This is a genomic window from Streptomyces sp. NPDC126497 (genome assembly GCF_040302425.1).
In the GTDB taxonomy this organism is placed as follows: domain Bacteria; phylum Actinomycetota; class Actinomycetes; order Streptomycetales; family Streptomycetaceae; genus Streptomyces.
The window spans coordinates 1-1,273 of sequence record NZ_JBEORT010000229.1 but is presented as its reverse complement, the minus strand read 5'-3'; the positions used below and the strand labels follow the sequence as shown (position 1 = coordinate 1,273).

Sequence of the window (1,273 nt, the reverse complement as noted above, 5' to 3'; positions counted from 1 at the left end):
CCCGGCCGACGGCACGGTGGTCGGCTCGTTCTACGACGGTGGCGAGGCGGAGGCCTCGGCCGCCGTGGACGCCGCCGCCGCCGCGTTCGAGACCACCGAATGGGCGCGCACTCCCTCGCTTCGGTCGACCGCGCTCAGCCGGCTGGCCGACGCCCTCGAGGCCCGGGTGCCCGAGGTCGCGGCCATGTTGTCCCGGGAGAACGGCAAGCTGCTGGGTGAGACCCTGTGGGAGGTCAGCGGTGCGGTCGGGTGGCTGCGGTACGCGGCGGCCTCTGCCCGCACCCAGACCGCCGGGCGCGCCGCCGAGACGGCACCCGGCCAGTACACCCACTCGGTGCCCGAGCCGCTCGGTGTCGTCGGGATCATTTCTCCCTGGAACTCCCCCGTCATGCTGACCGTGCGGGCCCTGGGTCCCGCGCTGGCCGCCGGCTGCACCGCCGTGGTCAAACTTCCGGCTCAGACGGCGCTGACCAATGAGCTGTTCGCGCAGGCCCTTGCCTCGGTTCCGGAGATTCCGGCGGGCGTGGTCAGCGTGTTCACCGAGTCCGGCAACACCGGGGCCCCGTTCCTGGTCTCCTCGGACAAGGTCGACGTGATCAACTACACCGGCAGTACGCCGGTCGGCCGCCGCATCGCGGCCGCGGCCGCCCCCACCCTCAAGCGGCTCGGTCTGGAACTGGGCGGCAAGGCCCCGCTGGTGGTCTTCCCCGACGCCGATCTGGACATGGTGATCCCCACCGTGGTGCAGTCGCTGGTGCTGATGAACGGGCAGTTCTGCTGCACCGGCTCCCGCGTACTGGTTCACCGGGACATCGCCGACGAGGTGCGCACTCGCCTTGTCGACGCGCTCGCACAGGTGCGGCTCGGCTCGGGCGACGACGAGAAGGCCCAGCTCGGCCCGGTGATCGACCGGGCGTCCGCCCAGCGGGTGGACGCGATCGTCGAGGAGGCCGCCTCGTACGGCACGGTACTGCTGCGCGGCGGTGTGGTCACCGACGGCCCGCTGGCCGCCGGCGCGTTCTACCGGCCGAGCCTGATCGAGGTGGACCGCACCGACGTCCGGATCGTGCAGGAGGAAGTCTTCGGCCCGGTCCAGACGTTCGAGATCTTCGACGACGAGGACGACGCCGTGACCAAGGCGAACGCCACCATCTACGGTCTGGCCGCCTCGGTGTTCAGCTCGGACTCCATGAAGGCCCGCCGGATCGCCCGGCGCATCCGCACCGGCACCGTATGGATCAACACCTGGGGAGCCATCAGCGAGGACTTCGAG

1 protein-coding gene is annotated in these 1,273 nt (G+C 71.2%); it reads left to right on the top strand.

Features of this window, described 5'->3' with window-relative positions; genetic code table 11:
• Positions 1-1,273, top strand: a 1,273-nt coding sequence (locus ABTY20_RS35265; protein ID WP_352001217.1) for an aldehyde dehydrogenase family protein, incomplete at both ends; no start/stop codon positions are given.